At 43.3% G+C, this 6,373-nt stretch carries 5 protein-coding genes and 3 tRNA genes; all 8 read left to right on the forward strand.

Translation table 11 applies throughout. The features are described 5' to 3' along the window. The first annotated feature begins 38 nt into the window (after window positions 1-38). The 8 genes from dsbC to ENH88_RS10815 all read left to right on the forward strand — a co-directional run bounded on the left by dsbC (window position 39) and on the right by ENH88_RS10815 (window position 6,367). Window positions 39-767: a bifunctional protein-disulfide isomerase/oxidoreductase DsbC gene (gene dsbC / locus ENH88_RS10780; protein WP_304182247.1), complete on the forward strand. Its 729-nt coding sequence runs from the start codon at window positions 39-41 to the stop codon at window positions 765-767. 74 nt (window positions 768-841) lie between these two features. After that, on the forward strand, window positions 842-2,563 hold the full coding sequence (recJ, locus tag ENH88_RS10785) for a single-stranded-DNA-specific exonuclease RecJ (RefSeq protein ID WP_304182248.1): 1,722 nt from the start codon (window positions 842-844) through the stop codon (window positions 2,561-2,563). 131 nt (window positions 2,564-2,694) lie between these two features. Continuing rightward, a protein-coding gene (gene prfB, locus ENH88_RS10790) for a peptide chain release factor 2 (RefSeq protein ID WP_283711068.1) occupies window positions 2,695-3,793 on the forward strand; the annotation gives its coding sequence in 2 pieces (ribosomal slippage) (window positions 2,695-2,769 and window positions 2,771-3,793; 1,098 coding nt in all). Window positions 3,794-3,819: 26 nt separating this feature from the next. Continuing rightward, a complete protein-coding gene (gene lysS, locus ENH88_RS10795) occupies window positions 3,820-5,355 on the forward strand; it encodes a lysine--tRNA ligase (protein WP_304182249.1) in 1,536 nt (511 codons plus the stop codon). A 264-nt stretch (window positions 5,356-5,619) separates the two neighbouring features. Next, entirely contained in the window at window positions 5,620-5,802 is a 183-nt protein-coding gene (locus ENH88_RS10800; RefSeq protein WP_304182250.1) for a hypothetical protein, read from the forward strand. Window positions 5,803-5,931: 129 nt separating this feature from the next. Next, window positions 5,932-6,024, forward strand: a tRNA-Ser gene (locus ENH88_RS10805). Window positions 6,025-6,061: 37 nt separating this feature from the next. Then, window positions 6,062-6,138, forward strand: a tRNA-Arg gene (locus ENH88_RS10810). Between the two features lie 152 nt (window positions 6,139-6,290). Then, window positions 6,291-6,367, forward strand: a tRNA-Arg gene (locus tag ENH88_RS10815). Window positions 6,368-6,373 lie beyond the last annotated feature (6 nt).

Here is a 6,373-nt window from a genome sequence, read left to right on the forward strand (position 1 = left end):
CTGAGTAGTTAAGAATTATCAGGATATAAGAGAACATTATGAAAAAGTTAGTATTAGCCGGTGCGATATTAGGCACCAGTATAAGTGCGTTTGCCAATGGCGTAGTAGCCATTCCTGATGCCAACGATCCAATCGTAACTAAGTTTGCAGAGCTAGGTGTTACTGTTAAGCAAATTAGCCCAAGCCCTGTGGCCGGTTTAAAAGAATTGATCACCGACAAAGGCGTGCTGTATGCAAGCGCAGATGGTCAATACTTAATGCAAGGTACATTAATTGATTTGAACAATCGTAATAATCTGACCGAGCAAGCGCTCAATGGCGTACGTCAAGCAGGTTTAGCACAATACGAAGATTCAATGATTGTCTATAAAGCTAAAAATGAGAAACACAGCATTACTGTGTTTACCGACATTAGCTGTGGTTATTGCCGTAAATTACACCGCGAGCTTGATGATTTACTTGAAGCAGGCATTACTGTTAAGTATTTAGCGTTTCCGCGTGGTGGCTTACAAGGCTCAGGCTATGCAGATTTAATGAATGTTTGGTGTGCTAAAGATCAGCAAGAAGCGATGACAGCAGCAAAATCAGGTGCGGATACTAAAGTCATGGCCGGTTGTCATGCGCCAGTGGCAGAGCATTATCAGCTTGGCCAAAGTTTTGGTATCAACGGTACGCCGGCGATTATTTTAGAAGATGGTACGATGATCCCAGGCTATCAGCCTGCGGCCGCATTAGCCGCAGCATTAGAAGCGAATAAATCATCATAACTGTGTGTTTTTTATAAAAAGGCCGTTAAGGCCTTTTTTTGTCTTTATTCTTTAATTAAAAGTACCGCGTCTGCATGAAAAAATTAATTGTTGCCCGTGATCATCATGATGACTCACACCTGCCAAATCATTTACACCCTGTTATTAAACAAATTTATGCCAGCCGCCAAGTTAATCATGCCGATGAGCTAAACAATAGCGCAGCCACTTTGCATGACTTCAAATTATTTAAAGACATAGATAAAGCCACCGCTTTACTACAACATGCCCTGCAAGCGCAAAGCAAAGTACTGATCGTGGGTGACTTTGATGCCGATGGCGCAACCAGCACCGCCACCTTAATGCAAGGCTTAGCGATGTTTGGTTTTGCTCATTTAGATTATTTAGTGCCAGATAGATTTAGCCTTGGCTATGGCTTAAGCCCAGCACTGGCGGAGCAAATAGTCACTATGGCGCCAGATTTGGTGATCACCGTTGATAATGGCATTTCCTGTATCGCTGGTATCGCAATTGTTAAAGCCGCAGGCATTAAAGTGTTGGTCACTGACCATCACTTGCAAGGTGAACAACTGCCAAATGCCGATGCGATTGTTAACCCAAACCGCCATGATTGTCAGTTTCCATCAAAATCAATCGCGGGTGTCGGGGTGGCATTTTATTTATTGATTGCGCTTAGAAGTGCATTGCGTGATGTCGGTCATTTTGAGCAGCAACCACCGCCTAACTTAGCGGATCTACTTGATATTGTAGCACTAGGTACGGTTGCTGATGTGGTGGCACTCGATGCTAATAATCGCACTTTAGTTCACCAAGGTTTAGCGCGCATTCGTAGCGGTAAAACCCGCCCAGGTATTACCGCGCTGATTGAGGTCGCCAATCGTAATGCTGCGCGTTTAAGCGCCAGTGATTTTGGTTTTTCGCTTGCACCACGCTTAAATGCCGCAGGGCGTTTAGACGATATGAGTTTAGGCATAGCTTGCTTACTGGCCACCGATATTAATCAAGCAAGGCGTATTGCCGGTGAACTAGATAGTTTAAACCATGAGCGCCGTGAAATAGAGCAGGGCATGCAAGTTGAAGCACAAGCCGTGCTAGATAAGCTCGCTTTTAGCGATGAGCAAACCCCTGATGCTATTTGTTTATATCAAGGTGATTGGCATCAAGGGGTGATCGGTATTTTAGCGGGGCGCTTAAAAGAAAAGTACCACCGACCAACGGTTATTTTTGCCGGTGGCGACAACGGCGAAATAAAAGGCTCTTGCCGCTCGATTGAAGGCTTGCACATGCGTGACTTGCTCGAGCGCTTAAATACCTTACATCCACATTTGATCAGTAAATTTGGCGGTCATGCCATGGCAGCAGGGCTGAGTATTAATGAGCAGCATTTTAGTGAGTTTAAGCGCGAGTTTGAACAAGCCGTTAGCGCGCAGTTAAGTGATGAGCACAAACGCTGTATTATTTTAACCGATGGGGAGCTTGCCGATGATTGCTTTAGCATGGAGTTTGCTAACCTACTCAAACAAGCTGGGCCATGGGGGCAGCAATTTCCTGAGCCGGTATTTGAGCACACCTTTGAACTAGTGCAACAACGTATTGTCGGTGAAAAACACCTTAAATTAGTACTTAAGCACCGCTCTGGACGATTAGTGGATGCCATTGCATTTGGTGTGGATGTGCGGGCGTGGCCAGATACAGAGGCACGTTTTGTTAAACTGGCTTACCAACTGGATATCAATGAATTTAGAGGTAAGTTTTCTTTGCAGTTGATTGCCCGAGAGCTGCAAAAAGTACCGTAAAAAATATTTATTATCGGTGCATAAAATACTAATAAAACGCGCGGTTTTTTGTTAAAATCGGGCGTTTTTACTATTTAAAGAATTTTATGGGCGATTTGACGCTCGTAATCAGCCATTTTGGAGTAAGGTACATGTTTGAAGTGAATCCTGTGATTAATCAAATCAAGGAAATTCGCGAACGTACTGAATTGCTTCGGGGGTACCTTTGACTACGCTCTTAAACAAGAACGTTTAGAAGAAGTTAACGCCGAACTTGAAGATTCAGCCGTATGGAATGAGCCAGAGCGTGCGCAAGCGCTTGGGCGTGAAAAGTCAGCATTAGAGGCGGTTGTTGAAACGATCGACAACCTAGTCACTGGCACTGATGATGTCGAAGGGTTAGTTGAACTCGCCGTAGAAGCTGAAGATGAAGACACCTTTATCGAGGCACAAAGTGAGCTTGAAGATCTGAATGGGCAACTTGAAGGTTTAGAGTTTCGCCGGATGTTTTCAGGCGCACATGACGCAAATGATGCTTACCTTGATTTACAATCAGGCTCTGGCGGTACTGAAGCGCAAGACTGGTGTAACATGTTATTACGCATGTATTTACGCTGGGGTGAAGCAAAAGGCTTTAAAGTTGAGTTGGTAGAAGCAACTGACGGTGATGTTGCCGGCATTAAAGGTGCAACGGTACGCTTTGTTGGCGAATACGCGTATGGCTGGTTACGCACAGAAACAGGCGTACATCGCTTAGTACGTAAAAGCCCGTTTGACTCAAGTGGTCGTCGCCATACCTCGTTTGCTTCCGCATTTGTATACCCTGAGATTGACGATAATATTGAAATCGATATTAATCCGGCTGATTTACGTATTGACGTATACCGTGCATCAGGTGCTGGTGGTCAGCATGTTAACACCACCGAATCAGCGGTACGTATTACTCACGTACCAACCAATACCGTAGTGCAATGCCAGAACGAACGTTCACAGCATAAAAATAAAGCACAAGCGATGAAACAGTTAAAAGCGAAGTTATTTGAACTTGAGTTACAACAGCAAAATGCTGAAAAGCAAACGCAAGAAGACGCGAAATCTGATATTGGTTGGGGTAGTCAAATTCGTTCCTACGTACTTGATGATTCACGTATTAAAGATTTACGAACCGGTGTTGAAAACCGCAATACGCAATCGGTACTTGACGGTAACTTAGATAAATTTATTGAAGCCAGCTTAAAATCTGGCCTATAACCACCAAGCTAAAAAAGAGCTAAAAAATGACTGATCAAATCCAAGACGAAAATAAGTTAATCGCTGAGCGTCGTGGCAAATTAGACGCTATCCGCGCCAATTGCCCAGCCAACGGTCATCCAAATCAATTCCGTCGTGAGCATTACACGGCAGACTTACAGGCCGAGTTTGGTGATAAGAGTAAAGAAGAATTAGTAGAACTAAACCATGTTGTGTCTATTGCAGGTCGTATCTTAGCTAAACGTGGGCCATTCTTTGTTGTGCAAGACATGAAAGGCCGCGTACAAGCGTATGCGTCTAAAGATGCCCAAAAAGATTTGAAAGAAAAGTACGGTCAATTAGACACCGGCGACATCATTGGTGTGAAAGGCGCGCTTAATAAATCAGGTAAAGGCGATTTATACGTAGAAATGACTGAGTACCAATTACTGACTAAGTCACTACGCCCATTACCTGAAAAATTCCATGGCTTGTCTGACCAAGAAACCAAGTACCGCCAGCGTTATGTTGATTTGATCACTAACGAAGCAACCCGTGAAACGTTCCGTATTCGCTCACAAGTGGTGGAAGGTATTCGTCGCTTCTTAGCAGAACGTGACTTTATGGAAGTTGAAACGCCGATGCTACAGGTTATCCCTGGTGGTGCATCTGCGCGTCCATTCGTGACTCATCACAATGCCCTTGATATCGATATGTACTTACGTATTGCACCAGAGCTTTACCTAAAACGTTTAGTGGTAGGTGGTTTTGACCGCGTCTTTGAAATTAACCGTAACTTCCGTAACGAAGGGTTATCAACGCGTCACAACCCAGAATTCACTATGATCGAATTCTACCAAGCCTACGCTGATTACATCGACCTGATGAACATCACCGAGGACATGCTACGTACGGTAGCAACAAATGTACTAGGCAGCCCAATTGTTGTTAATACCACTAAAAACGAGAACGGTGATGTAGTTGATTCAGTAGAGTATGACTTTGGTCAACCGTTCACTCGTTTAAGCATGAGCGACGCAATCTTAAAATATAACCCTGAGTTTGATGCTGCAGTATTCAATGACCCAGAAAACCACTTTGAACAATTAAAAGCGTACGCTAAACAAGTGCACGTTAAAATTCCTGAAAACTGTGTGTGGGGCCCAGGTAAGTTCTTATGTGAAATCTTTGAAGAAACCGCAGAGCATATGCTTATTCAACCGACTTTCATTACCGGTTACCCGTGGGAAGTATCACCACTGGCTCGTCGTAACGACGAAAATCCATTTGTTACTGACCGTTTTGAGTTTTTTGTTGGCGGCCGTGAACTTGCAAATGGTTTCTCTGAGCTTAACGATGCACAAGATCAAGCAGAGCGCTTTACTCGCCAAGTGGAAGAAAAAGACGCAGGGGACGATGAAGCAATGCATTACGACGAAGATTATATTCGTGCGCTAGAATATGGCTTACCGCCAACAGCGGGTGAGGGGATTGGTATCGATCGTTTAGTGATGCTGTTTACTGATTCATCAACAATTAAAGATGTTATCTTGTTCCCGCATATGCGCCCACAAGCTGACTAAGTCTATTTTCACAAAATAGCTTTTAAAATGCCGCTTTTTAGCGGCGTTTTTGTATTTGCAGTAGCGCTAACAATATTACGGCTCATAACTAGATAGAATATTAACTTATTGAATTAATGGCTAATAAATAATTAATTCTAAAAAGGTAAAAAATCAACAAGCATTATTTTTAAGTTTAGCTAAACTAGGGGAGTTAAAAAGTAGAATAAAGCATTGTTTTTTCATAAAATGCCAATCTAAAGGACTTATATAAACGGATTTTATATGAAAGATAAAAAACCTGAGTTACCTAATAACGCATTTAGCACAGAGCAACAAAGAGAAACCTATTATCGAGCATGCATTGCCGAGTTCCAGCAATTAGGTTATCAAGATCAATACCTCGAACAATTAACTGACGAATTAGTGCCTGTGCTCGGTGTGTCTACTGATATTAAAACGCCTTAATTTGATTAATGATTAAACAAAGTTGACTCTTTTTTAGCTGTTATGGGTGTTCTCTAACCATACAGTTACTTTAAACAAGAAAAGTGTTTGACATATTTTCTGAAATCTTTATTATACGCCCCACAAGACGGAGAGGTGGCCGAGTGGCCGAAGGCGCTCCCCTGCTAAGGGAGTATAGGGTTTGTAGCTCTATCGAGGGTTCGAATCCCTCCTTCTCCGCCATTTATTTTATAAATGGTTATCTTGTAAAGTAAAGAATGGGCGCATAGCTCAGCTGGATAGAGTACTCGGCTACGAACCGAGCGGTCGGAGGTTCGAATCCTCCTGCGCCCACCATCCTTTACACACTCTGCTTAGAGTTTAAATAAGCAAGTAAAAGTGATTGGTTTAGTAAACCAAGCGGTCGGAGGTTCACTCTTTGAAGATACGTCCTGCGCCCACCATACTTTACACACTCTGCTTAGAGCATAAATAAGTAAATCAAAAGTGGGCGCATAGCTCAGCTGGATAGAGTACTCGGCTACGAACCGAGCGGTCGGAGGTTCGAATCCTCCTGCGCCCACCACTTTCT

Origin of the sequence: Pseudoalteromonas prydzensis (assembly GCF_011050055.1) — a bacterium.
Taxonomy (GTDB): domain Bacteria; phylum Pseudomonadota; class Gammaproteobacteria; order Enterobacterales; family Alteromonadaceae; genus Pseudoalteromonas; species Pseudoalteromonas prydzensis_A.

Bases quoted from the DNA above. Each gene is read 5' to 3' on its own strand.
- ENH88_RS10800 (WP_304182250.1), top strand. From the start codon at position 5,620: ATGAAAGATAAAAAACCTGAGTTACCTAATAACGCATTTAGCACAGAG.
- dsbC (WP_304182247.1), top strand. From the start codon at position 39: ATGAAAAAGTTAGTATTAGCCGGTGCGATATTAGGCACCAGTATAAGT.
- recJ (WP_304182248.1), top strand. From the start codon at position 842: ATGAAAAAATTAATTGTTGCCCGTGATCATCATGATGACTCACACCTG.
- lysS (WP_304182249.1), top strand. From the start codon at position 3,820: ATGACTGATCAAATCCAAGACGAAAATAAGTTAATCGCTGAGCGTCGT.